Below are 23,393 nucleotides of genomic sequence, written 5' to 3' on the forward strand. Positions count from 1 at the left end.
GATTGAGGTCAGGGCATCTTTTATTGTTCGCGTGTCGGATCGTGATTGCCTTCACTATCGGCAATCGTATCCGAGCTTCCATAATCTTCAACTTGTGAGAAGGCATCCGTTTTTTGACCGGGTTCATCCGTTCCGTCTAGTTCCTTACGACGGGCCGTCTCATTCGGGTTCAACACGTCTTCTTCGACTGGTCGATCAAGTTCATGTTCGTGCTCTTCTTCTTCCTGTGCACGAGCGTGCTCGATACATAGCGTAGCTTCCGGGATGACTTCAAGACGGTCTAGTTCAATGTCTTTCCCGCATACTTCACATTTTCCATACGTTCCATTTTGAATGGCGAGTAAAGCCTTGTCGACATCGCTTAAGAACTCCTCATCAAGTTCGTTGAGTGCTTGGTCGCGTTCACGCAAAAAGAGTTCTTCGCCCGAGTCAGCAGGATGATTATCGTAATGGGAGAGCTCTCCTTCATCATATGTCTCTTCCCGGTTATCCATATATCCTTCTGTCTTTGCTTTTTCTTTCAACAGTCGTTTTTTAAACGTTTCGATTTGTTCTTCGGTCAACATATCCATTCACTCTCCAGTTCTCAAGTCATTAATATAGGGTTTCCCATTTTATTTGTGTACAAACCTTTTGAAGTGGAATCCGTCGTGTCGAGCGATGTTTAGAAAGGGTATGATGACAATAGAGAGTATTTATTTTAGTGAGGAGGAACGAATCATGAGAAAAGTCGAAGTGGTGAAGTACAGTCCGGAATGGAAGCGGAAATTTGAAGAAGAGGCGGGAAAGTTGCGTCGACTATTCGAAGAGGAACTCGTTTCGATTCATCATATCGGAAGCACATCGGTCGAAGGGTTAGCAGCGAAACCAATCATTGACATGATGCCGGTCGTACGGGACATTGAACGAGTCGATGCGTATATGGAGCGGATGGAAGCGCTCGGTTATCGAGGACTCGGTGAATACGGTATTCCGAAGCGGCGTTATTTCCGTAAAGGGGAAGAAGAGAGAACGGTTCACGTGCATGTGTTTGAAGAGGGGAATCCGGATGTCATCAGACACCTCGCCTTTCGAGATTACTTACGTACCTTTCCTGACGTGCGAGATGACTATGGTGCATTGAAACTTCAACTCGCAGCGCAGCACCCAGAAGATATGGAGGGGTACATTCAAGGGAAGCATAATTGGATTATCGAGACGGAACGGCTAGCGACACAGTGGTATAAAGAAAATCATGGGGTTTGAAACCTTTTTATGGGAATGGTCGTATAATACATCAAACCTTAAAGGGGGAGATGTCGTATGAAAAGATTTCTCGGGAAATGTGTGGAATACTCTTTGGCTGCACTTATATTCACAGGGCTGTTCATTCTTCTCCGCATGATTGCCGGAGATACAGACAAAGGGTATATGATGACGCTACTCGGTACATTTTTTATCGTGTTACCTATTTCGCTCCTCGTGGGTTACTTTTTGGCACGTCCGCTTCAACGTCGCCTAGGAGGGAAAGGGACTCAAGCTTCGAATGACCATACGTTGCGAGGAATTGAAAAACCGCACGGTGTGAACGAAGATCGAAATTCTTCAAACTATACCGGATGATGGAGATCACATTTATCCCTACGACCGATGCACGTCTCATCGCACGGTTGAATCGTTCCATTCATGAGCATCATTTCCGGATGAACCCAGAATTCTTTGCGGAGTATGAGGAAGAGAAGATGTATGAAGCCTTTTTAACACTGATTGGAAGACACGGCCATCACTATATGGTGATGCAGCTTGAAGCAACTCCAATCGGTTACATATGGTTCGAGGAGAAAGTGAGTGAAGCGAATGCTTTTCGTCAAGCTGTCCGAACCGTGTATGTTCATCACATCAGTATCGACACAACGTATCAACGGAATGGTTATGGTCGACGTGTGATGGAATGGATGGAGCAATGGGCGCTTGACCACCGATTCAAATCGATTGAACTAGACTACTGGATGAGCAATACGGATGCTGCTTCGTTTTATGGCGAAATCGGGTTTATCCCGAAACGTCAGATTGTCATGAAAAAATTGGAGGAATAACATGATGGAGCTACTTACAATTGGATTAGGAATTCTCGGAGTACTGTCGTTAGGTTGGTTCTTTTATAGTTACTGGCTCGGATATAAAGGTGGCAATATCGTCATGACCCTTGATGAACACTATACAAAGCTAGAAGAGTACGTACCTGCTATCTTGTCGAAACTATACGAAGATGGAAAGGCCGCTCACTATCTTGGCGACCGTAAGTTTGAGGTGGAAGGCAAGCGTTACGTTCTCGTCGAGCGTACTGTACCAATCGGAAATGTTCCGACACAACAGACGGTGTTACAACCGGATCGATCATAACCAGTAAAGGGAGCTCTCATGTCGAGAAGCTCCCTTTGTTTATTTCACTGCTGGGGGACCGAATGCTCCGCTATGATAATCACGGAAGGCTTGACGGATTTCTTCTTCCGTATTCATCACGAATGGACCGTGCGCAATATAATCTTCCCGAATCGGTTTTCCGGAATAGACGAGCACCCGTGTGCGTGTCGTGGCCTTCAGTCGAAATGTGCTCTTCGCTTCAGATGTTTCATCAAACGTCAGTGTCGCCACATCAGTTTTATGGAGCGGGGTTCTAGAAGATCCAACTTCAATCGAACCAGCGAGTACGTACATAAAGCTGTTATGGTTCGCAGGCAGGATGTGTTCGTATTCGCTGCCTTCTTTCAACAATATTTCGGTCATCGTAATTGGAACGAGACTGTCCATCGGTCCCTTTACTCCCGCGATTTCACCAGAATAGACACGTAGCTGTCCACCGTCGAAGGAAACAACGGGTGCGTCTTCGACGTATACGTTCTGATAGGAAGTCGTTGTCGTTTTTAACGACTTCGGCAAATTTAACCAAAGCTGCAACGTATGGATCAAATCATCTTCGACCGCTTCTTCAGCGTGTCTAGCAGCCCACCCGGCGTTCATATATTGAACATCACCGGCGTCTAAAATCGAATGTCCGCCATGATTATCAATATGTTCTAGGCGACCATCGATGACATATGTGATTGTCTGAAATCCGCGATGGGGGTGGTCAGAAAACGTTCCACGTTTGAACCAGTCCTCTGCCATCAAAATAAATGGATCGAATGCCTCTTTTTGTTCAGGTGGTAATACCCATCCTTGTTGCACATGGGGATATCCGTTTTGTCGATAGGAGACACGCCAATGACGGTTCACGTCACGTATAAATGGATTTGTCACAAAGATTCACTCCTTTCCCTTTCTATCTTCCCAAAAAATGTGTCTCATTGTACTATATTTGCCTCATGAATATGCAAAAAGACAGACGTATTCGTAACTGTCGGATTAAGTGTTTTGTTCAAACAGGTTATACCACTTGATGGCATCCTCACGTAGTAGCTTAAAATGGGCGCCTGTCTCTGAATTGGTCACGTACACATCTGCACCATCATAGCTAACATCAAACGTTTGGGCGCATATCCCTTGAAATAGGGTCACATAAGGTGTGGAAGCGGTCTTGCCTGCATAGGCGGTCGCGTTGGCTCGTTTGATGGCGCGGAAAATAAATTTCATTTCATCTTGACCGACATGCTGGAGGAATGGGGCGTCTTTTGATTCAGTTCCGATAAGTGCCAAATCATGGAAAATGACATGACGTTGACTACTTAATTTATTATGAATCTTTTCGTCCAATTCTTTTCCATATAGTAATTTAGGTTCATGATACGTAAGTGAAACGTTTTGGCGCTGAGCTGTTCCTTCATTCATAAATGTAAAGCTATAGAGTGGATAGCGGTGGCCGGGTACAAGAACTGTGGGAAGTTGTGAGGCCATCTTCGCACCAAACATCTGTGACATATGAGCTTGTTTCGGTCGTAATACTTCCTGATAGTCATTTTGGTCATGACTTGTATAAATCGCATATTGTAACGTATCGTCAGATTTTTCGGTCCCGAGTCCGAATGACAAATAAGGTTGACGTGATGATTGAATTGGAATTGTCAGGTGTTCTTCGCCATCTGAAGATTCAAACGTCAGTTCGAACTCACCATTGAATGGCATGGTGAGGTGGAAAAGGGTGTGTTCGATGCCTTTTCGCTCTGGATAGGGCTCATTACCTATCGGATTTTTCATCTCTTGTGCAAAATGCGCATATTCGTGAGGTTCGGCAAACCGAATTTTAGCAACATCAGGATAAGCATCAGCTGCATATTGAACATCATTTAAACTCTCAGGCATCTTATCAATTTTTGTAACATACGTGAGGGCGTCTAATTGACATTGAACATATGATTTATTTTCGACAGTGAAAAAAGTAGCTGTCGGAAAAGCGGATAAGGAAGTGACATCAGTCAATGGTTGGGTTAATGTGACCGTCCCGAGCCAATGTCTTTTGCCACTTGGAATCGTTGGCGTCGCGTTGTCTGGTTGACACAATTCGATAATGGTTGCGCGATCGGATTCTGGAATTTCGATTTGTTGTCCATTTGGTAACAAGGCACGTCCTTGATAATATTCAGGAGCGGGTTGGAGACGGAGTGCGCGTTCTTCCTCGCATCCGAATAAAAAAATCAGGATAACGAGGGTACTGAAAATCAGGTACTTTTTCACATCGGTACTCTCCTTCAATGAATCACTTTCACCATTCTAGCACCATTTTTTTGTGACTTTAGTCTTAGGAAAATTAAAGTGTTATTTCGAAAAAAAAACAAAAAACCCGTCCAACTTGAACTGGACGGGGGATAAAACCAATTATGTCTTAATTTTACTTTTTCACTTTTTTCTCATGTCGGTTTTTGACGAAAAAACGTTGATATCATGAGATATTGAAAAAAGTCGATATTTCATCTAAATGATCACTTTCTAATTGTATGGAATTTATTTGATGAAGTTTCCTTCAATCAACATCTCGACCGCGTGCCGCCTTCAAAATTTCAAACCATTCTTCACGTGTGAGGTCGATTTGAAGAGCATCGACACCTGTCTGAACACGCTCGATTTTTCCTGATCCGATGATCGGCATGATGTTCGCCGGATGTTTGATAAGCCATGCATACACGATTGAGTCAATCCCGCTCGCGTTATGACGTGAACGAATGTCTTCAAGTTTTTCACGAAGTGGCGCATACTGTTCATCTTTGAAGAGCTGACCTCCGGCTAGTGGACTCCAGGCCATGAGTGGCATCCGTTTTTCATGACAAAGGTCAACGGATCCATCCTCGAAGTGCTTCAATTGCATCGGAGACAGTTCAAGTTGATTTGTCACGAGTTGGAACGGCAAACGTGATTGGAGCAAGTTCTGTGTGGCTGGTACATGGTTGGATACACCAAACTCGCGTACTTTACCGCTATCGCGTAACGTGATGAACGCCTCAGCGACTTCATCCGGATTCATCAACGGGTCTGGACGGTGGATGAGTAGCGTATCGATATAATCAATGGCGAGTTCTTTCAACGACCGTTCCGCTTGCGCGATGATATGTTCTTTAGTCGTATCGTAATAGTTGAGCGTTTGACCCGGATTGAATGATCCTGTCAATTTGATGCCCGTTTTTGTAACAATCTCCATTTGGTCACGGAGTTCAGGTTTGAGTTTTAACGCTTCCCCAAACAACCCTTCGCATGTATAACCCCCATAAATGTCAGCATGGTCAAAAGTTGTGATGCCGAGTTCGATACATTGTTCGATGAATGTAAGGCGTTCCTGCGGGGTCATATCCCAATCAGCGAGACGCCACATTCCGTGAACGACACGTGAAAATGATAGTTCCTCTGTTAAAGCGATGCGTTGCATAATAACTCCTCCTTAGTTTTCACTCGCCATTCATTATACGTCTTTAGAGAAAGAACGTCACTTGGCGATCATTCAAGCGGATTTTAGAGTCAAATGAGCTTGAATAAGCTATGATAATAATGAGAAACAGAAAAGAGGCGTGACAGATGAGTAACTATGAACAATATGCGGACGTCACCTTCGATCGGATAGGCGACTCGTTTCAGGTGATGGCGATGCACCCAGAGCTTCATTTACATGGGATTGGAAGAAGTGCGGCCGTGCTTCGTTTAAAGGAAAAGGATCGTGTCATTAAAGTGTTCTTCCCAGGTTACGAACAAATCGCAACCGAAGAAGCGGCCATCTATGAAAAACTAAAGGGACTTCCTTACTTTCCGAAGTGCTATGAGTCCGGTGCGTCATATATAGTGATGGATTACATCGAAGGAAAGACGCTATTTGAGTGTCTGACGGAGGGGATTTGGATTGATTCGACTTACATCAGTGCAGTGGACGAATCACTTCGTCAAGCGAGGCTACTCGGATTGACCCCATCGGACGTTCATTTGAGAAATATTATTTTGACCCCGAACGGACAAATTTTTTTAATCGATTTGGCACGATTCAGACAAGGCCAGCAAATCGATCATCAGTGGGAAGATTTGAAACGGATGTATCGTCTTTATCGCTTTCGTTTCATGCCGAAACAATATGATGCGACGTTTCTCAATCGAATTGCGTGCTTATATCGCAAGTTCGTGAACGATCCGGATTCTTGAAGCGGGTCGTTTTTCTTTTGTCGATTAGGGAAGAAGAGTAACGTGTCAAGAGCTTAAGGAGAAGAGAAAGGGGAATGATGTATGGCTCATCGAATTTATGCGAATGAACTCGAAATGCTCCATGAATGTGTGGAGACATGCAACTATTGTCTAGAATCTTGTTTAGAGGAAAAAGATGTACAGATGATGGTCGATTGTATTCGACTCGACCGAGAATGTGCTGCTGCCTGTTCCTTTCTTGCTGAGGCGATGACGCGTGATTCGGCATTTGTTCCGGAACTTGCTCGAGCTTGTGCAATCATCTGTAAAGCATGTGCACAAGAGTGCGAGAAACATAAGCATGCACATTGTCAGGAATGCGCGCGAGTCTGTACAGAATGTGCCTCGATGTGTGACCGCTTGGCCGCATGACCGAAGTGACCGGTTTGATTAACCGGTCACTTTTTTCGTGTCTTTTGAAGATGAGATTCGTATAATGAAAAAAACGAAGAGGTGGTGTGGGGATGATTCGCAACTGTCGCCGAGATGATCTTCAAATGATTTTACATATTTATAATGACGCAATTGTGAACAGTACAGCCGTCTATCATTATGAACCGGTGACGCTCGAGAATCGAGTGGCCTGGTATGAGGAAAAGAAAGTGCAAGACTGTCCGGTCATCGTATGGGTAGAGGATGATGTCGTCATGGGATTTGCGACGTTTGGACCGTTCCGTCCATGGCCGGCATACCATTACACGGTCGAACATTCCGTGTATGTGCATCCCGGTTATCGCGGGAAAGGAATCGGTAACAAGCTCTTAAAAGAAATCATCCGTATCGCCGAAACGAGAGGGATGAAGACGGTCATTGGGGGAATTGACGCGTCGAACGTGACGAGTATTCGTGCTCATGAAAAAGTTGGATTTGTTCATTCCGGTACGATTCGAAAGGCCGGATATAAGTTCGGAAAATGGCTTGATTTATCGTTTTATCAACTTGATTTAGAAGGCCCTGCATCGCCTACAGAAGAATGAACGGTCTAGAAAGACTGAACCACCATACGATATACTGGAACGAGTGAATCGAATGGAGGAAACATTATGACTGAGTACCCAAGTTGCCCAAAATGCCAATCATCTTATGTATACGAGGATGGTCCATTGCTCGTATGCCCGGAATGTGCCTATGAATGGTCACCGAGCGAGGCGGTAGAAGCAGAAGCGGCGTCCCAAATCAAAGATGCGAACGGAAACCCGCTTCAAGACGGAGACACCGTCACCGTGATCAAGGATTTGAAAGTGAAAGGGACCTCGCTTGTCGTCAAACAAGGGACGAGAGTGAAGGGGATTCGACTCGTAGAAGGTGACCATGATATCGACTGTAAAATCGAGGGACTGGGCGCGATGAAACTGAAGTCGGAGTTCGTGAAGAAAATCTAACTTAAAGATTTAGACTGTCGACGAATTGGGGCGTGAAATGCGACCTGGTTCGTCTTTTTTGTAAAGTATGGCCTATGATAATATGTAAGCGTATTTAAAATATGGAGGAGGGAGAACATGTCTTTGAAGAAAATGATTACCTTCTTCAGTGTGATCCCGTTATTTATTTTAATGGGATGTGGTCAACAAGATCGGGAGCTAGTTGTTGGAAATTATACTGATGAATAAACGATTGTGTACTCTGAAAATAGGATGACGGATGACGATGAAATTGAGGAATTTAAAATGTTTATTGAAACGAGTTCAATCACAAATGAACGTCCAGAAGGGCTTCCTCAATATGTAGTGACCATCAATAATCCGGCTGAATCGACAATGGAATTGATGGTGAACTTTTGGATAACTGACAGCGACGAGTTCGTTTTTTCAAAAGGTATGGAAAGTAGTGAGTATTTCAAAGTTGATGAAGAACACATCAAGGATGTAAATGAGCTCTTAGAATGATTCAAATGGTTAAAAATGGTATATGTTCCGTGTGGATATGAGATGATTGTGAAGGCATTCTAAATTGAAAAAGAGGAAGAAGGTATGTCGTGGGACAACGATTTGTATTGAAGTCGAAACAGCATATGAGTGGTGGGATCATTAAGATTGTCATGGATCGCTATACGGGCGTTCATTACATAATGACTAGTGGATTAGGATTGAGTGGGATGACACCTCTCCTAGATGAACATGGAAAAGTCGTGATTGAAAAGCCCCAATCGACTTCGTGAGATCATTGAATGAAGAATCAACACAAAAACCAGGCCGACAAGCCTGGTTTTTTCGTATTGACTGTATTAAGAAAAGAACGGTTTATACTCGCGACGTTCATGCATGATGGACACCCATTGAAGCGTCGTGAACTCTTCGAGTACCCATTCGCCGTTGAAGCGTCCGAGACCAGAGTTTTTCTCGCCCCCGAACGGCATGTGCGGTTCATCGTTGACCGACTGGTCGTTGACGTGAATCATACCGGTTTCGACTTTTCGTGCAAAATTGGTCGCACGGTAAACCGAGCCGTGGACGGCACCGCTCAATCCATATGGTAATTCGTTCGAGAGACGTAACGCCTCTTCGTCATCTTTAAACGAAAGGATGACCGCGACCGGACCGAAGATTTCATTTTTCGCGAGCGGCATGTCATTCGTTACACCACTGAGGACGGTCGGTTCGAGGACGTTGCCGTCCGCTGTCCCGCCAGTATGGACGTTCGCACCGGCATCGACCGTTTTTTCAATCTGTTCTAAAATGCGATCGATTTGGTCATGATCGATGAGCGGACCGACTTGCGTGTCTTTTTCGTTCGGGTCACCCGCTTTCAACTGTTTAACGCGCTCAACGTAACGATCCACGAACTCATCGTGAATCGATTCAGCGACGAGGATTCGGTTCGTCGACATACAGATTTGTCCTTGGTGGAAGAACTTGCTGTAGACGGCTGATTCGACGGCACGGTCGAGGTCGGCATCATCGAGCACGACGAACACGTTATTTCCACCGAGCTCAAGTGCTGTTTTCTTCAGCAGACGACCTGCCTTCTCCGCAATTCCTTGCCCGACCTCGGTCGAACCTGTGAACGAGATGAGACGTGGGATCGGATGTTCGACAATCGCATCGCCGATTTCAGATCCTCGTCCGACGACGACATTGAGCACACCTTTCGGGAGACCGGCTTCTTCGAAGAGGGATGCGAATAGGAGACCACCTGTGACCGGTGTCGCTGTAGCCGGTTTGACGACGACCGTATTTCCGGTCGCAAGAGCCGTCACAATCGAGCGGACAGCCAAATGGAGCGGGAAGTTCCACGGGCTGATGATGCCGATGACCCCGAGTGGTTTACGATATACTCGGTTTTCTTTATTCGGGACGATTGAAGGTTTGATGAGCCCGTCCATACGGAATGGGAACGTCGCGGCTTCTTTGATGATGGCCATCGATGCGGCGAATTCACTTTCCGCTTTGATACGTGTACTCCCAGACTCTTTCACGAGCCAGTCAACGATTAGGTCTTTATTGTCCATCGTCAGCTGGGCAAACTTCTCAATCAACTCACGGCGTGCCTGGGGAACCATGTCAGCCCAGTCCGTTTGAGACGCTTTCGCTGCTTCATAAGCACGATTCAAGTCATCTTCATCCGCTGAACGAATCGAGAAGAGAGTCTCGTTCGAGAATGGGTTGACGTTGTCGATCGACTTTTCACTTGATCCGCTTACCCACTCACCATTGATGTACATGTTCGTAAAATCTGTATGCATATTTGAACACTCCTTTATTTTTTCTTCACCATAAGAAGTATTCACTTGTTTTAGAAAAATAAACATCCAAAAGTGTAACTAACTTGTTTTACAAAGTAGTTGTAAATGGGGTTAGTTTCCATTACTATTATGTATAACAAGATAGTTGATTGAAAGTGAGGTTACGCCATGGCAATGAGTCAAATGTTAAAAGGTCTGCTTGAAGGGTGTCTATTAGCCATTATTGGTAAAGGTGAGACATACGGTTACGAGATGTCTGAAAAGTTACAGGCGTATGGATTTACAATGGTGAGCGAAGGAAGTATTTACCCCGTTCTGCTACGGATGAAAAAAGAAGGATGGGTCGAGACGGTTCAAAAAGAACTTCCATCCGGAGGCCCAAAGCGGAAGTACTACATTTTAACGGAAGTGGGTCAACAAGAATTACTAGCCTTTAAACAACGTTGGATAGAAGTTTCAAGCGGTGTCGACCGCGTACTCAGGGAGGAGAATAAAGATGGAACTTTCAAAGAAAAGTCGTGATTTTTTAGATGATTTATCGGTATACCTCATGTCGAGCGGGAAGTCCGAGACTGAGGTGAAAGATATTGTCTTTGAGTTAAAGGATCACTTGTTAGAAGCGGAGCAAGCAGGGAAGGATGTGGACGATGTCATTGGACAAAGTCCGAAATCCTACATGCAGTATATTGGTCATGAGATGGCATTCGACATGAATGAATTTATCAAAGTCATTGTGATGATGATTTCAAACCTGTTCGCATACATTATTATTGGCAATTTCATTGAAGGTGAGATGACGTTCTCAACAATCCAAATGATTGGTTTCCCACTTGTAGCAATCCTTTTCTTATTAGCTGCTTCACAAGCTTTCCGTACTATGGCGGTTCGCTCGAAGGAAAGCAAATTCAAAAACGGTGTAACCTATGTCGTGCTTGCTGCGATTCCAATGTTATCATTTCTTGGTTTGATGGTGCTTGATATCTTCATTGAAACTCCGACGGTTGTTTTCGGTCCGGTCGGTCAACTTGTATTGTTCGGAATTGGTGTAATTACATTACTCATCGTCTCTGTATGGACAAAAACATGGATTAATCTAATCATTCCGATTCTTTTATTTGGACCGCAATATGCGTTTGCTCGCACGAGTTTACCACTTGAGCAACAATTGATTTTTTCGATGTTGATTTTTTTCATCGGAATGGCAATTTTCTTTCTTGTCTGGGCCAAGAAAAATAAAGAGAATCAAGTCTGATGTTTTAGCCATCCGGTTCATCGTCAAGAAAAGATAAAGGGGGATTACGTTTATCCCCCTTTTTTTGATGTTCGTTTCTACTTCCTGTACAGTTAGACGAAGAGAGGGGTTAGAAAGAACCATGAAACGTTATGAAGCCATTTTATTTGATATTGATGACACGCTATTAGACTTTAAACAAAGTGAGCACGTCGCCTTGGAGCAATTGCTCGCATCCTACAATGTCCGGATGACGGATGAGGTGAAGTCGCGCTATGTCGACATCAACACGGCCCTGTGGCGCGCATTTGAACGTGGGGAAGTAGACCGCGAGGAAGTACTCGTCGGTCGTCACACGAAACTATTCGATTCGCTCGGTCTTACGGTTGATGGACCATATGTCGAACAGCAGTATCGTGACTATTTACATGCAGGCGTACACATGATCGATGGTGCGTTAGAAATTGTACAAACGCTGAGCGTTGACTATCCGCTCTATATCGTCACAAACGGCGTGACGGTGACTCAATTCAAACGGTTAGAGTCATCGGGACTATTGCCGTACTTCCAAGACGTCTTCGTATCGGATGCGACCGGCTCGCAAAAACCGATGAAGCCGTTCTTTGACTATGTCTTCGACCGAATTCCAAATGTAACGCCAGAGAAAGGCTTAATCATCGGCGACTCGGTCACGGCAGATATCGCCGGTGGGCGGATGTATGGTCTAGATACGTGCTGGTTCAATCCGAAAGAAGTGGCCGCGACGATGGAGTCGACGTATGAGATTCGACATTTACATGAGTTGAAATCGCTTCTCTAAGTTCAAGACGGGTTTAGTGAATGAACTGGCAAACGGTTCGGGAGTTGACCCAATACTTCTGGATAGAGCGTGACGTCTTGGAGACGGTCAAGCTTTTGCCAACGATAAATCAGGTGATCTCTTTCAGGTCCGTAAAAATCGCCGTCTTGGAGCGGGAGGTCACCATCTACATAAAAGTACAGTCCAATCTCATGAAACGGTTGGTCGTTGTACGTAAATAAATTCTCGTGCACGAAAGCGAACGAGGTATCGGTCACATGCATGTTCAACTCTTCATGAAGCTCGCGTGCGAGCGCGGTTGCGGCTTCTTCACCGAGCGTCACGCGACCTCCGGGTAATGCCCAAAAGTCATCCCGGACGTTTCGGTGAATCAATAAATGGTCGTCTTTTACAAAAATACCGGCAACGCGGTAATTGAAGACGCCGTGTTCAGTCGGAAATACGATGTCCATCTATATCACTTCCAATCTTTGTAATCTGTTCTAGTATACCTGAAGGAGAGATCATATGTTTCAACCACATACGCAATATCGAGACGAAGATTTCCGTGACGTGACACTCCGAGACGAAGAACTGTCACACGTCACGTTCGAGAACTGTCGCTTCACATACGTCGATGCAACAGAACTACAAACGGAGCGCTGTCAGTTCATCAATTGTGACTTCACGGATTCGAAATGGAACGCGTCCCGTCATGTCAGCAGTTCATTTTTGAACTGTCAGTTTCATGGTGCCAACTTGTTCACGAGTGAGTTTGAACAATGTAAAATGACCGGGTCATCTTTTGAAGAAAGTCAGTTTGAAGGCGTTCTTGTAAAAGAGGGGGACTGGTCGTTCGTCAATCTTCGTCACGTGTCGCTCAAAAAGATGGATTGGTCCCATGTACGTTTAATTGAGGCGGACCTGTACGGAACTGACTTGACCGAGACGGTTTGGTATCAGGCGGACTTGTCCCGGGCGACACTTCAACATGCGGTGTGTCGTGGTGCCGACTTCAGAGGAGCACTCGTCGATGGGGTTGATTTTTCGAACGTGACGTTACAGCAAACAAAATTAGACGCGATGCAGGCGATCCAAGTCGCGCGCTCATTGGGGGCGATTGTAGAATGAAGCCGGAACAAATCATTGAACAGCTGGTTGCGTTCGCAACAGAACGTGAATACATCCGAACGGTCGTCTTGAACGGCTCGCTCGTCAATCCGAACATCCGACCAGACCCGTATCAGGATGTCGATCTTGCCTTTTACGTAGAAGATGTAAGAGCGGTTGCGGCCGATCGCTCATGGATCGACATGTTTGGAGAGGTCTTGATTATGCAGACACCTGAGACGTCTGATCCCGAACGACATGTAACGTTTTTAGTGCAATATGTAGACGGACACCGTATTGATTTGACGATTCGGTGTGTTGATCAACTTGAAGCGATGCTCGAAGCCGACTCGCTCAGTCAAATCATCTTTGACCGAGATGATCATCCAGATGTGACGCCGTCAGACACATCGTATCGTGTGAAACATCCGTCTGCTGACGAGTATGCGGCTTGTTGGAATGAGTTTTGGTGGGTGTCGCTCTATGTCGTCAAAGGAATCAAGCGGCATCAAGTGCTATATGCGCTCGACCACCTCGACATCATGCGGAATATGCTCCGTCAGATGATGGAATGGAACATCGGTTATGCGACAGATTTCTCGGTGAATCTTGGGAAGTCAGGGGACGGGATGCGCGACCATTTACCGGAAGAGTTATGGGAGATGCTCGGGGCGACGTATGCCTCGGCTGAACTGAGCGCCATTGAGGACACGCATGACCGATTACAATCACTCTTTTTCTTTTGCGCGCAACGCGTCGCCGAACAAGGCCATTTCGTATTTCAGGAGGAAGAAGCGAGACGCGTCCGTGCTGCATGTGCAACACTTCGACATTCGAACGATTAATGACGGCGAGAGCCGGGAAACGCTCCTTATAGAGAAAGGAGCGTTTTTTCATGAATCCATATACGACATTTATTGCCCTTTTAGTCGGAAGTCTCGTCCTCTTTGTCGGCATTCGTTTAAAGAAATGGCCAATCATTTTGGTTGCGATGCTTCCTCTTGGTCTCGTCGCGTTCAATATGTTTTTGCTCATCACCGGACGCTAGAAAATCTTCACTCGTCTTTCTGATACATCGATTTGATGAAGAAGGCACTCGGTAATAAAATACCGATTGCGCCTTCGATGATAGCGAATAATCGGGTCAATCCGATTGGCAACAAATCACCAAAGCCAATCGATAGTAGGGTGACCCCGCTGAAGTACAGGAGGTTTTCCCAAGTCGGTTCAACAGCATTCATGGATTCGAGGGAGGTCACAAGAATGACTGAATCGCGAGATAGCGCATAATAAATCAACGTGAACCCTAACATGACACCAAATAGGCTGACGAATAACTGAGCGAACAACCTCCCATCAAATCCTGTCTGTTTATACGTTTGACGTTTGAAAAACCAAAACACGTTCAAGCTGATGAAGAGTAATGCAATCGTCAATAAAATCGTATTCATTCTGTCCACATCCTTTTCTTATCAATGTGCTTCCTTACCCATTCCCGAAGCGAAGAATGAAAAACGGGATCGGAAAAGGTTTGCAATTGATGAAAAAATTGATAGAATGTGGTCGAAGACGACTGAATTTCATAATGTTTGCCACTAGGGGAGTCGCGTTACGCGGCTGAGATGGACATGGTCCAGACCCTTTGAACCTGATCTAGTTCACGCTAGCGTAGGGAAGTGGGCGAAACGACTCATATGGCTTCACCTAGATATGACTGTTCGAGACGCCGCTTCCGTTATGGGAGGCGGCGTCTTTTATCTGTTATAAGGGGGAGTTCATATGAAATTTACAGATCACTTACGTCAGGAAGCAGATGGATTGTTTGAAGCAAGCTTTCATCACCCGTTTGTCCGTTCACTCGGAGAAGGAACGCTCGATGAGAAGAAGTTCAGACATTACGTCATGCAAGACTCTTATTATTTGAATCAGTTTTCGAAAGTGCAGGCGAAGGGGGCGACGCTCGCACCGACGATGGAACTATCAAGCCGTTTTTTAACACATGCCTTACACACGATTGAGGCGGAACTCTCACTTCATCGAGAGTTCTTTACGATGCTCGACGTAACGGATGTCGAATTGGCGACATTCGAGCCGGCTCCGACCGCTTATGCGTATGCGCTCCATATGCAACAGGCAGGACCGACACTCGGGGACGTGCTCGCGTCGATCCTTCCGTGCTACTGGGTGTATTACGAGATTGGCGAACGTCTTAAAGACAAGCGTCCTGATCATCCGATTTATTCGGCCTGGATTGCGACGTATGGCTCAGAGTGGTTCCGCGAATTGGTGGAAGAACAAATCGATCGATTAGATGAGCTCGCAGGACAAGCGACAGAAGAAGAGCGTGTGCGTTATACGAAACTGTTCTTGAAGAGTTGCTATTACGAAGTCGCTTTTTGGGAAATGGCTTGGACACTTGAGTCGTGGACATTGTCACAGGAGGTCAACCAATGAGACATGAGATTTGGAGTGAGATTCGGAAGCAGGCACCGCTCATTCACAACATCACGAACACAGTCGTGGCGAATTTTTCGGCGAATGGACTGCTCGCCATCGGTGCCTCTCCCGTCATGGCGGATGCAATCGAAGAAGTGGCAGAGATGACATTTATAAGTGATGCGCTCGTGTTAAATATCGGGACACTTAGTACGATGACCGAAGCCACGATGATTCGTGCAGGGCAGGCGGCGAACGAGGCAGGATGCCCCATTGTACTCGACCCGGTCGGAGTCGGGGCGACGTCATTCCGACGAGATGTGGTCGAACGTATTTTGCGTCACGTGCGTGTCACGGCCATTCGAGGAAATGCAGGAGAAATCGCGACGTTGATTGGTGTCGATTGGGCAGCTCGTGGTGTCGATGTTGGAGACGGTGCATGCGAACCGCGACAATTGGCGCTTGAAGCAGCGAAACGATACGGATGTGTCGTGGCCGTGACTGGAAAAGAAGATATGGTCAGCGACGGGAACGTCGTCATGGAAATACACGGCGGGACGAAACGCATGACTGAGACGACCGGTACGGGATGTTTACTCAGTGCAGTGGTCGGAGCTTGTCTAGCAGTCGAAAAGAACGCCCTTAAAGCGACGGTGACCGCCATGTCAGGCTATACTTATTCCGGTGAGCTAGCGAGTGAGCGAGCAGAAGGACCGGGAGACTTTCCGATTCACTTTTTAAATGCCCTCCATCAATTGACGCAACATACAATTCCGACGAATCGAATCGAGGTGTCGACATGATGAAACCTCAAGTTTTGACAATTGCAGGATCTGATTCAGGCGGAGGAGCCGGCATTCAAGCCGATCTCAAAACGTTTCAAGAGCTCGGCGTATTCGGGACGAGCGTGCTGACTGCAATCACAGCCCAGAACACACTAGGGGTACATGGAATTGAGGCTATTTCCACGGAAATGATTACCCGACAAATCGATGCGGTAGCTGATGATTTTAGCATCACCGCTTGTAAAACCGGAATGTTGGTGGACGCTGAACGAATTGAAGCGGTGGCGAAGGCGCTCGAACGATATCGTTTCGAACATGTTGTCGTCGATCCTGTCATGGTAGCGAAAGGGGGCGCCTCTTTGTTGCAAGTTAGTGCGGTCGAAGCACTTCGCACGAAGCTGTTGCCACAGGCGACCATCGTGACCCCGAATATTCCAGAGGCAGAAGTGTTGGCGGGGATGGAGATTCGGACCGAGGCAGACCGGATGAAGGCAGCGCAGGTGATTCGAGCCATTGGCGTCGATATCGTGATTATCAAAGGCGGACATTCGAATGATGTAGAAGCCGTTGACTTAATCGTGACCGAGTCTGAAGCGTTCCGCGTAAAAGCACCTCGAATCCAAACGAAAGATACGCACGGGACGGGATGTACGTTCTCTGCCGCATTGACAGCTGAACTAGCGTATGGGAAGACACTACGTCAAGCGGTCGTTGACGCAAAACGATTCATTCATCAGGCGATTGCACATGGATTATTGATTGGGAACGGGCATGGACCGACCAATCATTGGGGACATCGTTTAGCGAAAGAAGAGGTGATTACCGTTGACGTTCTGTACGAAACAAGCGCTCGCTAAGCAGCTTCGCCTTTACTTTGTGTGTGGAACGACGGACGCATCCGATTTGGTGACGACCGTCAAAACGGCACTTCGATGTGGTGTGACATGTTTTCAATTTCGCGAAAAAGGTAAAGATGCATTGTATGGAGATGAAAAAGAAGCGATGGCAAGGACGCTCCAACATGAATGTCGAGAAGCAAAGGTCCCGTTCATCATCAACGACGATGTTGAATTGGCGCTCGCGATTGACGCGGATGGCATCCACGTCGGACAAGATGACTTACCTGCCAAACAAGTTCGAGAACGGCTAGGACCTGATAAATGGTTAGGGGTGTCGGTCCATACGATGGAGGAAGTCAGTGCAGCTCTTCCGTTCGCAGATTATGTCGGCATCGGTCCGATTCATGAGACGCGAAGTAAACTGGATGCAGGGATTGTGCGTGGCACGGAACTGATTCAACAAGTTCGTCGACACTATCCACTGCTGCCGATTGTGGGGATTGGGGGCATTCGTCCCGATCATGTCCCTGCTATTATTGATGACGGGGCAGACGGTGTTGCCGTCATCTCCGCCATCGCTTCTGCACCGGATGTAGCAGAAGCTACCCGGCGTTTCGCTTGTCTCTGAATTCAATTTTTGAGGAGGAAGACAGATGAACGTATTTGTTATCGGTGCAAACGGCCAGATTGGCCATCAATTGGTAGAAAAGTTACACAATGAAGGGAAGCATCACGTCACAGCGATGGTTCGTAAAGAAGAGCAGCTCGATGACTTCAAGTCAAAAGGATACAACGCTGTACTTGGCGACCTCGAAGGTTCAGTAGCGGACTTGGAAAAGGCAATCGACGGGATGGACGTCATCGTGTTCGCGGCTGGTTCTGGTGGAAGCACTGGAGCAGACAAAACCCTTTTAATTGACCTAGATGGTGCAGCGAAGAGTATCGAAGCAGCACAAGCGAACGGGAACATCAAACACTTCGTCATGCTCAGTGCCTTAAAAGCAGAGGATCGCTCAGCTTGGCCAGATTCGATGAAGCCGTACTACGTAGCGAAGCATCATGCCGATCGCTTACTCGAACAGAGTGGACTCACATACACGATTGTTCGTCCGGGCGCATTGACAGATGATGCGGGAACGGGAAAAGTGAACACGCAATTCGAGGGAAGTGGAGAGATTCCACGCGAAGACGTGGCATCATTCTTGGTGCATGTCCTCCATAACCATGCAAATGCGCAGAACAAAGCGATTGATTTGATTAAAGGGGATACCCCAATCGAAGAAACGTTATAATGTGTCGAATGAAGAACGGGATGTGGCTCATCCCGTTTTTTGTCGCGTTAAAGAGGGAAAAGTCAGCAGAATAGCGAAATGAAGAATTATGAATAGGTGAGGAGGTTCCGCATGACCGAGATGTTCATTTATCTGGCGGTCTATTTGTTGCCGTCATTTTTACTCGGCTTTTTAGCACTCGATGTCTTTCAACGAAATCCGAATAAAGTCGAGCATCGTTTGCTGAGCCTGTTTGTGTTTGGCTATTCGATGCTTTTCTTAGCGGAATTCGTTCGCCATCTTTCTCCGATTGAATATAGTCCGGCACTCATTGCCTATTGGTTTGGGAATGCCGGCATCTTGATCTTTATCTTCTCCATTCATTTCATATTGAACATTACGGGTATCGGTGCGAAGGCGCCACGTTGGCTGTATCCATGGGTTGTCTACTTGCCATTGATTCCAATCGTGTTGACGTACGTGCAGAGAGAAAATATTACGAACAGTCAACGGTTCGAACAGGTCGGAATTTGGATTTATCCTGAGTTCAATTCATCCTATTTGGTTACCTTAACTGTCGGGAATATTTTTCACACCCTGATTATCTTTCTTATTTTTTATGCGTTACGACGAACAGAACGTAGGGAACATCAGCGGGTATTACGGATGTTATTTTGGACGGCATTAGTCATATTGGTGTGGGACATCGTGTTCGGTTATTTTCAATTCCGTGGATTTATTCCACCGTACTCTTATATGTATGGAGGGCTCGTTTGGGCGGTGGCGCTCGTCATCGCGATGAATCGTTTAGACTTCTTAACCTCTTATGTTAAACGATATGGGACACTCTATAATTTAAATCCATCCGCTATCTTGTTGATTGACCCGGATGGTAGGGTGGAAAGTGCGAATCCGGCTGCGCGAACATTGTTTCATACGGTCCGCGTCGTGAATGAACGGTTTGTCGATTTGTTGCCAGAAAAGAAAAAAGCAGAGTGGATGGAACACTACACCAAACACTTTCGGACACGTAAAAAGTTTATAGAGTTCGAAACGAAAATTATGACGAAGTCTGGACAAGAACGGTACGTCGTTATCGATGGGGACTTTGTCGATATCGATCGAACGATTCATGGGATGATCATCATTCGGGACGTCCATTCGTTCAAAGAGGCCGAGCAGACGATCCGCTTTTTCGCCTACCATGATCCACTTACGAAATTGGCTAATCGCCGTGCGTTTTATGAACAAGCAGACCATGCGCTCCTGAGTGCCTCGCGACTATCTTTGCTGGTCATCGATTTGGACGGTTTCAAAGCGGTCAACGATACGTATGGCCATCAAATCGGTGATCATTTCTTAACACATTTAGGTGGACTGTTGGAAGCTTCGGCACGAGACGTCGGCTTGGCATCCCGTGTCGGAGGAGATGAGTTCTATATTTATTTAGTCGATTTAACAGATTCTGAAGTGCTTGCATTTATTCACGAACTTCAGCTGACGTTAAATCAGAACCCGTACCAAACGTCGGATGTGACGATTCCAATCCGGGCGAGTATCGGAGTCAGTCATGCCCCGGACCAAGGAATTGATTTAGATACATTGATTCATAAAGCAGACCAGGCGATGTACCAAATCAAACAAGACGGCAAAAATGATTATGCGGTTTATGATGAGGCGTTACATGGTCCAACATAACGGGAACATAGAAATGGTTAATCATTGAGAGGAGGATGGAACATGTCAGAAAGACCGTTAGTGACGATGCGCGCCGAAGGAGAGGCTGGAGGCGTCAAGACGACTGTGCGTGTAGGAGAACACACCCCTTTTATCGTAGATGAGCCGGAGCGACTCGGTGGAACGAATATGGGGCCGAACCCACTCGAATATCTTCTCGGAGCATTATCGTCTTGTACGACCGTCATGATTGCTTATGTCGCCCAGGACATGAGCTTTGAGTATGAAGGGGTCGAGTTCGTGACGGAAGGGACACTCGATCCACGAGGGTTCCAAGGGATGGAAGGTGTGCGCACTTACTTCGAGTCGGTTCATATGAAAATCGTACTCGACACGACCGAATCGGATGAGCGGATTGCGGAATTACGGAAAGGCGTCGAAGCACGATGTCCAATCCACAATCTCATGCATACGGCTGATGTCGCGATGACGGCAGAATGGGTTCGAAAATAAAGATGGGGGAAACCTCATCTTTTTTTACATAGTAAACCGAGCAAAAGAGCACGGAGGGGAGACGAATGCATCACCAAGCAATGACACGTGAATGGGCAAGTCGAATTCAAGAATGGACCTACGTAGCTCCTTATGACTTTTATAATCAAACTCCCTCTGAAGAAGGAATTGAGGAGATGATGACGTATCAGGCGATTATGGACGGACACTCATCAAGGCAGATCAATGGTACGCATCAACGCAAATTTGTTCCGCTTGTGGCGAGTAGTTCACCCGTACTGTTTTTGATGTGCCTTTTTACGTCGTAAATAATCGTCATCGGCACGGAGCTGATCCCAATACGTTTTGAAGATACGAGCGGACTCTGCCTTCTCCTCATCGATTTGACGCTCATGAATGTCACCGTCTTCTTTATATTTACGACCGCCTTTATAATTGGCATAGCGCCGGGCCCGTGTATAGCCCATTTGGATGAACTTTCGGGCCATATCCATCCCGACGAAATCATCGTTTGCGCGATACGCTTCAAACAATTCCATGATTTCTTCAGCGGATTGCTTGGCGATCTTTGGCGTCTTGAATCGCCAATGGGGCAAAATCTCACTTTTATACGGTTCGACGAGTAGTACCCCTTGTTCACCACGACCGACTCGGTACAGTTCGGGTTGTTGTCGGAAGTCGATTTCATCAAAGTTTAAATCATAATCAAATGGCATCGTTATACCTCCTCGCCTAACGTTTCCCATTAGGTCGGTGGAGGAAACAACTCAAAGTAAAAGGACGGGTTGATATGATCACTCTAGAGACAGAACGATTGATGTTACGAGCGTTCACGTTAGAAGACGCAGAAGATATGTATCATTACGCAAAAGATGAGCGTGTCGGACCGATGGCGGGTTGGGCACCCCATGAATCGATTGACGAAACGAGGGACGTTATTCAACTGTTTATCGAGGAAGCCGATGTATGGGCCATCGTCTTGAAAGAGACCGGGCAAGTGATCGGCAGCATCGGACTACATGATCGAAGACCGGATCCGTCGATTCAACATGATGCACAACGTGAGATCGGCTATGTGCTCAGTCCAGATCATTGGGGGAATAGTTACGTGCCGGAAGCCGTTCAGGCGATGATTCGATTCGGATTCGAAGAGTTAAAGCTAGAGCGGATTTGGTGCGGCTATTTCAGCTTCAATGATCAATCGCGACGCGTCGTTGAGAAATGTGGGTTCACTTATGCGTTCACGAAAACGCAAGAATTGACCCGACTCGATGGGCGAACGGTAGATTGCCTCGTCTATGTACAACTAAACCCTGTTTCAATCACACACTGAGAATGAGTTCAGTGTGTTTTTTCATGAAATCATAAAAAAACCCTTGATATGTAACCGGTTACACATTAAGATGGTTTTGTAAGCGTTTCCAGAACGGAGGATGTCAAATGGCGACCATCAAGCAAGTGGCAAAACACGCAAACGTCTCGGTGGCGACAGTGTCACGCGTCATGAACAAAAGCGGATATGTGAGCGAAGAGGCGAAAGAAGCGGTTGAAAAGGCGATTGCGGAATTGAACTACGCACCAAATCGAGTCGCGCGTTCACTCTATAAAAAATCGTCTAATTTGATTGGGCTCATCATGCCAGACATCACGAACCCGTTCTTTCCACAGTTGGCTCGGGCGATTGAGGACGTTGCAAATCAGCACGGGTATCAAGTCGTCTTATGTAACACGGACGAACAACTTGAAAAAGAACAGACGTATTTGATTGCCCTGCAGACGATGCACGTCGATGGCTTGATTATCACGACGAACCATTCACACAATCCGAATTACGAAACGTTAGATTTACCCATGGTCGCACTTGACCGAATCGTGAAAGCGGGCATCGATGCGGTTATATCTGACGGATATGAGGGTGGGAAGTTGGCGGCCGACACGTTGCTAGAACGTGGTGCGACAAGACTGGCACATATTGCCGGTCCGGATCATTTAAAGACAGTCAAACGTCGGACGGAAGGATTCGTCGAAGCGGCAGGAGACAGGCTTGTCGGAATGACCGAATCGACTTTCACGTTTAAAGATGCTTTGAAAGCATCCCAACAACTATTCGACCATTCCTGGCCGTTCGATGGGATCTTCGCAGCGAACGATGTGATTGCGGCCGCTGTGTTGCAGGAAGCCGTCCGTCGGAACATTCGTGTCCCGGAAGAACTGCAGGTCATCGGGTATGACGGAATCGAGCTAGGTGAGATGACGTCTCCACCACTGACGACCATCGTGCAACCCATCTATGAGATGGGACGAGTCGCGACCGAACGATTACTGGACTTGATTGAGAAGAAAGACACGCGACCGAAAGAGATGCTATTACCGGTCACGTTACTTGAAAGACAAACGACAAAGCGGAAGGAGAGATAAAG

General features: G+C 46.5%; 33 protein-coding genes, 1 pseudogene and 1 riboswitch. Of the genes and pseudogenes, 26 read left to right on the forward strand and 8 right to left on the reverse strand.

From position 1 onward, the window contains the following. Positions 1-20: 20 nt before the first annotated feature. Entirely contained in the window at positions 21-566 is a 546-nt protein-coding gene (locus KNO96_RS06160) for a TraR/DksA C4-type zinc finger protein (protein ID WP_026824887.1), read from the reverse strand. 154 nt (positions 567-720) lie between these two features. On the opposite strand from KNO96_RS06160, the gene KNO96_RS06165 reads away from it, so the two are divergent. The 4 genes from KNO96_RS06165 to KNO96_RS06180 are packed head-to-tail and all read left to right on the forward strand — an operon-like array spanning position 721 to position 2,382. Next, entirely contained in the window at positions 721-1,245 is a 525-nt protein-coding gene (locus KNO96_RS06165; protein ID WP_214702978.1) for a GrpB family protein, read from the forward strand. A 57-nt stretch (positions 1,246-1,302) separates the two neighbouring features. Beyond that, positions 1,303-1,602, forward strand: a complete 300-nt coding sequence (locus KNO96_RS06170; protein ID WP_026824889.1) for a hypothetical protein — start codon at positions 1,303-1,305, stop codon at positions 1,600-1,602. Next, entirely contained in the window at positions 1,602-2,075 is a 474-nt protein-coding gene (locus KNO96_RS06175; RefSeq protein ID WP_214702980.1) for a GNAT family N-acetyltransferase, read from the forward strand. The genes KNO96_RS06170 and KNO96_RS06175 overlap by 1 nt, the downstream gene beginning before the upstream one ends. Before the next feature lie 4 nt (positions 2,076-2,079). Continuing rightward, complete coding sequence (locus KNO96_RS06180) at positions 2,080-2,382, forward strand: hypothetical protein (RefSeq protein WP_214702982.1); 303 nt, start codon at positions 2,080-2,082, stop codon at positions 2,380-2,382. Positions 2,383-2,421: 39 nt separating this feature from the next. Here the strand turns inward: KNO96_RS06180 and KNO96_RS06185 are convergent, their stop codons facing one another. The 3 genes from KNO96_RS06185 to KNO96_RS06195 form a co-directional block, all read right to left on the reverse strand. Continuing rightward, positions 2,422-3,279, reverse strand: a complete 858-nt coding sequence (locus KNO96_RS06185) for a pirin family protein (RefSeq protein WP_214702984.1) — start codon at positions 3,277-3,279, stop codon at positions 2,422-2,424. A 105-nt stretch (positions 3,280-3,384) separates the two neighbouring features. Beyond that, the gene (locus KNO96_RS06190; RefSeq protein ID WP_214702986.1) at positions 3,385-4,650 is read right to left on the reverse strand and encodes a hypothetical protein; all 1,266 of its coding nucleotides are present in this window, start codon (positions 4,648-4,650) and stop codon (positions 3,385-3,387) included. A 286-nt stretch (positions 4,651-4,936) separates the two neighbouring features. Beyond that, positions 4,937-5,833, reverse strand: a complete 897-nt coding sequence (locus tag KNO96_RS06195) for an aldo/keto reductase (protein ID WP_026824893.1) — start codon at positions 5,831-5,833, stop codon at positions 4,937-4,939. 146 nt (positions 5,834-5,979) lie between these two features. On the opposite strand from KNO96_RS06195, the gene KNO96_RS06200 reads away from it, so the two are divergent. The 6 genes from KNO96_RS06200 (at position 5,980) to KNO96_RS06225 (ending at position 8,788) form a co-directional block, all read left to right on the forward strand. Next, positions 5,980-6,591: a protein kinase family protein gene (locus tag KNO96_RS06200; protein WP_214702988.1), complete on the forward strand. Its 612-nt coding sequence runs from the start codon at positions 5,980-5,982 to the stop codon at positions 6,589-6,591. A gap of 81 nt (positions 6,592-6,672) precedes the next feature. Next, positions 6,673-7,002 carry a four-helix bundle copper-binding protein gene (locus KNO96_RS06205; RefSeq protein ID WP_026824895.1) on the forward strand — a complete coding sequence of 110 codons (330 nt, stop codon included), beginning with the start codon at positions 6,673-6,675 and terminating at the stop codon, positions 7,000-7,002. A 92-nt stretch (positions 7,003-7,094) separates the two neighbouring features. Next, positions 7,095-7,607, forward strand: a complete 513-nt coding sequence (locus tag KNO96_RS06210; RefSeq protein WP_026824896.1) for a GNAT family N-acetyltransferase — start codon at positions 7,095-7,097, stop codon at positions 7,605-7,607. A gap of 66 nt (positions 7,608-7,673) precedes the next feature. Then, entirely contained in the window at positions 7,674-8,012 is a 339-nt protein-coding gene (locus KNO96_RS06215) for a zinc ribbon domain-containing protein YjdM (RefSeq protein ID WP_214702989.1), read from the forward strand. 285 nt (positions 8,013-8,297) lie between these two features. After that, positions 8,298-8,516: a hypothetical protein gene (locus KNO96_RS06220; protein ID WP_214702990.1), complete on the forward strand. Its 219-nt coding sequence runs from the start codon at positions 8,298-8,300 to the stop codon at positions 8,514-8,516. Positions 8,517-8,605: 89 nt separating this feature from the next. Further along, a complete protein-coding gene (locus KNO96_RS06225; RefSeq protein ID WP_026824899.1) occupies positions 8,606-8,788 on the forward strand; it encodes a DUF6440 family protein in 183 nt (60 codons plus the stop codon). Between the two features lie 66 nt (positions 8,789-8,854). Here KNO96_RS06225 and KNO96_RS06230 read toward each other — a convergent pair whose 3' ends face one another. After that, on the reverse strand, positions 8,855-10,312 hold the full coding sequence (locus KNO96_RS06230) for an aldehyde dehydrogenase family protein (RefSeq protein ID WP_214702991.1): 1,458 nt from the start codon (positions 10,310-10,312) through the stop codon (positions 8,855-8,857). A 168-nt stretch (positions 10,313-10,480) separates the two neighbouring features. Here KNO96_RS06230 and KNO96_RS06235 point away from each other — a divergent pair, with 168 nt between their 5' ends. The 3 genes from KNO96_RS06235 to KNO96_RS06245 all read left to right on the forward strand — a co-directional run bounded on the left by KNO96_RS06235 (position 10,481) and on the right by KNO96_RS06245 (position 12,363). Beyond that, complete coding sequence (locus KNO96_RS06235; protein WP_026824901.1) at positions 10,481-10,834, forward strand: PadR family transcriptional regulator; 354 nt, start codon at positions 10,481-10,483, stop codon at positions 10,832-10,834. Continuing rightward, complete coding sequence (locus KNO96_RS06240; RefSeq protein ID WP_214702992.1) at positions 10,809-11,564, forward strand: DUF1129 family protein; 756 nt, start codon at positions 10,809-10,811, stop codon at positions 11,562-11,564. Before KNO96_RS06235 ends, KNO96_RS06240 begins: the two co-directional genes overlap by 26 nt. A gap of 121 nt (positions 11,565-11,685) precedes the next feature. Next, the gene (locus KNO96_RS06245; RefSeq protein ID WP_214702994.1) at positions 11,686-12,363 is read left to right on the forward strand and encodes a YjjG family noncanonical pyrimidine nucleotidase; all 678 of its coding nucleotides are present in this window, start codon (positions 11,686-11,688) and stop codon (positions 12,361-12,363) included. A 2-nt stretch (positions 12,364-12,365) separates the two neighbouring features. Here KNO96_RS06245 and KNO96_RS06250 read toward each other — a convergent pair whose 3' ends face one another. After that, positions 12,366-12,815, reverse strand: coding sequence for an NUDIX hydrolase (locus tag KNO96_RS06250; RefSeq protein WP_214702996.1), 450 nt, complete (start codon positions 12,813-12,815; stop codon positions 12,366-12,368). A 55-nt stretch (positions 12,816-12,870) separates the two neighbouring features. On the opposite strand from KNO96_RS06250, the gene KNO96_RS06255 reads away from it, so the two are divergent. The 3 genes from KNO96_RS06255 to KNO96_RS06265 are packed head-to-tail and all read left to right on the forward strand — an operon-like array spanning position 12,871 to position 14,500. Next, positions 12,871-13,473, forward strand: coding sequence for a pentapeptide repeat-containing protein (locus KNO96_RS06255; RefSeq protein WP_214702998.1), 603 nt, complete (start codon positions 12,871-12,873; stop codon positions 13,471-13,473). Continuing rightward, the gene (locus KNO96_RS06260) at positions 13,470-14,297 is read left to right on the forward strand and encodes an aminoglycoside 6-adenylyltransferase (RefSeq protein WP_214702999.1); all 828 of its coding nucleotides are present in this window, start codon (positions 13,470-13,472) and stop codon (positions 14,295-14,297) included. Before KNO96_RS06255 ends, KNO96_RS06260 begins: the two co-directional genes overlap by 4 nt. Positions 14,298-14,347: 50 nt before the next feature. Next, positions 14,348-14,500: a hypothetical protein gene (locus tag KNO96_RS06265; RefSeq protein ID WP_012727577.1), complete on the forward strand. Its 153-nt coding sequence runs from the start codon at positions 14,348-14,350 to the stop codon at positions 14,498-14,500. 7 nt (positions 14,501-14,507) lie between these two features. Here KNO96_RS06265 and KNO96_RS06270 read toward each other — a convergent pair whose 3' ends face one another. Beyond that, complete coding sequence (locus KNO96_RS06270) at positions 14,508-14,903, reverse strand: ion channel (protein ID WP_214703001.1); 396 nt, start codon at positions 14,901-14,903, stop codon at positions 14,508-14,510. A 136-nt stretch (positions 14,904-15,039) separates the two neighbouring features. Continuing rightward, a riboswitch (TPP riboswitch) is annotated at positions 15,040-15,144 on the forward strand. A gap of 87 nt (positions 15,145-15,231) precedes the next feature. Between KNO96_RS06270 and tenA the strand changes: the two genes are divergently transcribed. The 8 genes and pseudogenes from tenA to KNO96_RS14465 form a co-directional block, all read left to right on the forward strand. After that, entirely contained in the window at positions 15,232-15,906 is a 675-nt protein-coding gene (gene tenA / locus KNO96_RS06275; protein ID WP_026824908.1) for a thiaminase II, read from the forward strand. After that, positions 15,903-16,691 (forward strand): hydroxyethylthiazole kinase, encoded by a 789-nt coding sequence (gene thiM / locus KNO96_RS06280; RefSeq protein ID WP_214703003.1) that lies wholly within the window; start codon positions 15,903-15,905, stop codon positions 16,689-16,691. Before tenA ends, thiM begins: the two co-directional genes overlap by 4 nt. Continuing rightward, the gene (thiD, locus tag KNO96_RS06285) at positions 16,691-17,530 is read left to right on the forward strand and encodes a bifunctional hydroxymethylpyrimidine kinase/phosphomethylpyrimidine kinase (protein ID WP_214703005.1); all 840 of its coding nucleotides are present in this window, start codon (positions 16,691-16,693) and stop codon (positions 17,528-17,530) included. The genes thiM and thiD overlap by 1 nt, the downstream gene beginning before the upstream one ends. Continuing rightward, positions 17,499-18,140, forward strand: a complete 642-nt coding sequence (gene thiE / locus KNO96_RS06290; protein ID WP_214703007.1) for a thiamine phosphate synthase — start codon at positions 17,499-17,501, stop codon at positions 18,138-18,140. The genes thiD and thiE overlap by 32 nt, the downstream gene beginning before the upstream one ends. Positions 18,141-18,165: 25 nt before the next feature. Then, positions 18,166-18,804 carry an SDR family oxidoreductase gene (locus KNO96_RS06295; RefSeq protein WP_214703009.1) on the forward strand — a complete coding sequence of 213 codons (639 nt, stop codon included), beginning with the start codon at positions 18,166-18,168 and terminating at the stop codon, positions 18,802-18,804. 111 nt (positions 18,805-18,915) lie between these two features. Further along, a complete protein-coding gene (locus KNO96_RS06300; RefSeq protein ID WP_214703019.1) occupies positions 18,916-20,481 on the forward strand; it encodes a diguanylate cyclase domain-containing protein in 1,566 nt (521 codons plus the stop codon). A 42-nt stretch (positions 20,482-20,523) separates the two neighbouring features. Then, positions 20,524-20,973, forward strand: coding sequence for an OsmC family protein (locus KNO96_RS06305; protein ID WP_026824913.1), 450 nt, complete (start codon positions 20,524-20,526; stop codon positions 20,971-20,973). 196 nt (positions 20,974-21,169) lie between these two features. Continuing rightward, positions 21,170-21,235 (forward strand): annotated as a pseudogene (locus KNO96_RS14465) (RNA-guided endonuclease TnpB family protein); the annotation flags it as partial. Between the two features lie 7 nt (positions 21,236-21,242). Here the strand turns inward: KNO96_RS14465 and KNO96_RS06310 are convergent. Next, entirely contained in the window at positions 21,243-21,689 is a 447-nt protein-coding gene (locus tag KNO96_RS06310) for a DUF4385 domain-containing protein (protein WP_214703021.1), read from the reverse strand. Positions 21,690-21,763: 74 nt separating this feature from the next. Here KNO96_RS06310 and KNO96_RS06315 point away from each other — a divergent pair, with 74 nt between their 5' ends. Next, the gene (locus KNO96_RS06315; RefSeq protein WP_214703028.1) at positions 21,764-22,306 is read left to right on the forward strand and encodes a GNAT family N-acetyltransferase; all 543 of its coding nucleotides are present in this window, start codon (positions 21,764-21,766) and stop codon (positions 22,304-22,306) included. Positions 22,307-22,413: 107 nt separating this feature from the next. After that, complete coding sequence (locus KNO96_RS06320) at positions 22,414-23,391, forward strand: LacI family DNA-binding transcriptional regulator (RefSeq protein WP_214703030.1); 978 nt, start codon at positions 22,414-22,416, stop codon at positions 23,389-23,391. Positions 23,392-23,393 lie beyond the last annotated feature (2 nt).

It is taken from the genome of Exiguobacterium sp. s89, from assembly GCF_018617735.1.
GTDB lineage: Bacteria > Bacillota > Bacilli > Exiguobacteriales > Exiguobacteriaceae > Exiguobacterium > Exiguobacterium marinum.

Excerpts from the sequence above, each read along its gene's own strand:
- KNO96_RS06300 (WP_214703019.1), top strand. The coding sequence starts at position 18,916 with ATGACCGAGATGTTCATTTATCTGGCGGTCTATTTGTTGCCGTCATTT.
- KNO96_RS06230 (WP_214702991.1), bottom strand. The coding sequence starts at position 10,312 with ATGCATACAGATTTTACGAACATGTACATCAATGGTGAGTGGGTAAGC.
- KNO96_RS06250 (WP_214702996.1), bottom strand. The coding sequence starts at position 12,815 with ATGGACATCGTATTTCCGACTGAACACGGCGTCTTCAATTACCGCGTT.
- KNO96_RS06255 (WP_214702998.1), top strand. The coding sequence starts at position 12,871 with ATGTTTCAACCACATACGCAATATCGAGACGAAGATTTCCGTGACGTG.
- KNO96_RS06175 (WP_214702980.1), top strand. The coding sequence starts at position 1,602 with ATGGAGATCACATTTATCCCTACGACCGATGCACGTCTCATCGCACGG.
- KNO96_RS06320 (WP_214703030.1), top strand. The coding sequence starts at position 22,414 with ATGGCGACCATCAAGCAAGTGGCAAAACACGCAAACGTCTCGGTGGCG.
- KNO96_RS06270 (WP_214703001.1), bottom strand. The coding sequence starts at position 14,903 with ATGAATACGATTTTATTGACGATTGCATTACTCTTCATCAGCTTGAAC.
- KNO96_RS06245 (WP_214702994.1), top strand. The coding sequence starts at position 11,686 with ATGAAACGTTATGAAGCCATTTTATTTGATATTGATGACACGCTATTA.
- KNO96_RS06160 (WP_026824887.1), bottom strand. The coding sequence starts at position 566 with ATGTTGACCGAAGAACAAATCGAAACGTTTAAAAAACGACTGTTGAAA.
- KNO96_RS06235 (WP_026824901.1), top strand. The coding sequence starts at position 10,481 with ATGGCAATGAGTCAAATGTTAAAAGGTCTGCTTGAAGGGTGTCTATTA.
- KNO96_RS06195 (WP_026824893.1), bottom strand. The coding sequence starts at position 5,833 with ATGCAACGCATCGCTTTAACAGAGGAACTATCATTTTCACGTGTCGTT.
- KNO96_RS06180 (WP_214702982.1), top strand. The coding sequence starts at position 2,080 with ATGGAGCTACTTACAATTGGATTAGGAATTCTCGGAGTACTGTCGTTA.
- KNO96_RS06165 (WP_214702978.1), top strand. The coding sequence starts at position 721 with ATGAGAAAAGTCGAAGTGGTGAAGTACAGTCCGGAATGGAAGCGGAAA.
- KNO96_RS06170 (WP_026824889.1), top strand. The coding sequence starts at position 1,303 with ATGAAAAGATTTCTCGGGAAATGTGTGGAATACTCTTTGGCTGCACTT.
- tenA (WP_026824908.1), top strand. The coding sequence starts at position 15,232 with ATGAAATTTACAGATCACTTACGTCAGGAAGCAGATGGATTGTTTGAA.
- KNO96_RS06310 (WP_214703021.1), bottom strand. The coding sequence starts at position 21,689 with ATGCCATTTGATTATGATTTAAACTTTGATGAAATCGACTTCCGACAA.
- KNO96_RS06315 (WP_214703028.1), top strand. The coding sequence starts at position 21,764 with ATGATCACTCTAGAGACAGAACGATTGATGTTACGAGCGTTCACGTTA.
- KNO96_RS06210 (WP_026824896.1), top strand. The coding sequence starts at position 7,095 with ATGATTCGCAACTGTCGCCGAGATGATCTTCAAATGATTTTACATATT.
- thiM (WP_214703003.1), top strand. The coding sequence starts at position 15,903 with ATGAGACATGAGATTTGGAGTGAGATTCGGAAGCAGGCACCGCTCATT.
- KNO96_RS06215 (WP_214702989.1), top strand. The coding sequence starts at position 7,674 with ATGACTGAGTACCCAAGTTGCCCAAAATGCCAATCATCTTATGTATAC.
- KNO96_RS06265 (WP_012727577.1), top strand. The coding sequence starts at position 14,348 with ATGAATCCATATACGACATTTATTGCCCTTTTAGTCGGAAGTCTCGTC.
- KNO96_RS06205 (WP_026824895.1), top strand. The coding sequence starts at position 6,673 with ATGGCTCATCGAATTTATGCGAATGAACTCGAAATGCTCCATGAATGT.
- KNO96_RS06295 (WP_214703009.1), top strand. The coding sequence starts at position 18,166 with ATGAACGTATTTGTTATCGGTGCAAACGGCCAGATTGGCCATCAATTG.
- KNO96_RS06240 (WP_214702992.1), top strand. The coding sequence starts at position 10,809 with ATGGAACTTTCAAAGAAAAGTCGTGATTTTTTAGATGATTTATCGGTA.
- KNO96_RS06260 (WP_214702999.1), top strand. The coding sequence starts at position 13,470 with ATGAAGCCGGAACAAATCATTGAACAGCTGGTTGCGTTCGCAACAGAA.
- KNO96_RS06200 (WP_214702988.1), top strand. The coding sequence starts at position 5,980 with ATGAGTAACTATGAACAATATGCGGACGTCACCTTCGATCGGATAGGC.
- KNO96_RS06220 (WP_214702990.1), top strand. The coding sequence starts at position 8,298 with ATGTTTATTGAAACGAGTTCAATCACAAATGAACGTCCAGAAGGGCTT.
- thiD (WP_214703005.1), top strand. The coding sequence starts at position 16,691 with ATGAAACCTCAAGTTTTGACAATTGCAGGATCTGATTCAGGCGGAGGA.
- KNO96_RS06305 (WP_026824913.1), top strand. The coding sequence starts at position 20,524 with ATGTCAGAAAGACCGTTAGTGACGATGCGCGCCGAAGGAGAGGCTGGA.